This window comes from Mesorhizobium sp. M4A.F.Ca.ET.020.02.1.1 (assembly GCF_004022645.1).
Classification (GTDB): Bacteria; Pseudomonadota; Alphaproteobacteria; order Rhizobiales; family Rhizobiaceae; genus Mesorhizobium.
Genome location: NZ_RZOI01001164.1, coordinates 1 through 1,092, shown reverse-complemented (window position 1 = coordinate 1,092; position 1,092 = coordinate 1). Strand labels below are relative to the sequence as shown.

General features: G+C 62.9%; 2 protein-coding genes. One reads left to right on the top strand and one right to left on the bottom strand.

Features of this window, described 5'->3' with window-relative positions; genetic code table 11:
- Positions 1 to 276, bottom strand: a 276-nt coding sequence (locus tag EN742_RS35730; protein WP_148670562.1) for a carbon monoxide dehydrogenase subunit G, incomplete at its 3' end; no start/stop codon positions are given.
- Between the two features lie 149 nt (positions 277 to 425).
- Here EN742_RS35730 and EN742_RS35725 point away from each other — a divergent pair.
- Positions 426 to 1,092, top strand: a 667-nt coding sequence (locus EN742_RS35725; protein WP_189375749.1) for a dihydroxy-acid dehydratase, incomplete at its 3' end; no start/stop codon positions are given.

Sequence of the window (1,092 nt, the reverse complement as noted above, 5' to 3'; positions counted from 1 at the left end):
GCCCTTGGCGAAGCCGGCAATGCCGCCCTTGCCTTCGCCCTGGATGGTGTAGGAATGCGGAGGCTTGAGGTTCTTGAGCACGACCTCGCCGTTGAATGTCGCCTTGATCGGCCCGATCTTCAGCACGACGGTTGCCGCCATTTCGGTGTCGGATTTCTTTTCCAGGCTCTGGCAGCCGGGGATGCTGCCCCTCAGAATGTCCGGGTCGTTCAGCGCTTCCCATACTTTTTGCAGGGGTGCGGCAATCCGTTCCTCGCCTTCGATCACCAAAGCCATCAAGAACCTCCCGGAAAGACTGCCCGGAAGCCCTAGCGCAGGGGCAGACTTATGTCTATCGCACCAAAGTGCGGGTTCGGATGGCGCGTGCCCCTTGCCTGCATCCGCGCATTGTCATATCGATTTGTCATACAAATACGGAGACCACGATGGCCGGCGCCCCCACCAAGAAGAAAAAATTTCGCTCGCAGGAGTGGTTCGACAATCCCGACAATCCGGGCATGACGGCGCTCTATCTCGAGCGCTACCTGAACTACGGGCTGACGCGCGCCGAACTCATGTCAGGCAAGCCGCTGATCGGCATCGCCCAGACCGGCTCGGATCTGTCACCCTGCAACCGGCATCATCTCGAGCTTGCCAAGCGCGTGCGCGAGGGCATCGTCTCGATGGGCGGCATCCCCTTCGAGTTCCCATGCCATCCGATCCAGGAGACCGGCAAGCGCCCGACCGCCGCGCTCGACCGCAACCTTGCCTATCTCGGCCTTGTCGAAGTGCTCTACGGCTATCCGCTAGACGGCGTCGTGCTGACCATCGGCTGCGACAAGACAACGCCGGCGCTGCTGATGGCCGCCGCCACCGTCAACATCCCGGCCATCGCGCTGTCGGTCGGCCCGATGCTGAATGGCTGGCACAAGGGCAAGCGCACCGGCTCCGGCACCATCGTCTGGGAGTCGCGCCAGCGGCTGTCGGCCGGCGAGATCAACTATGACGAGTTCATGGACATCGTCGCCTCCTCGGCGCCGTCGACCGGCTACTGCAACACCATGGGCACCGCCACCACCATGAACTCGCTGGCCGAGGCGCTCGGCATGCAGC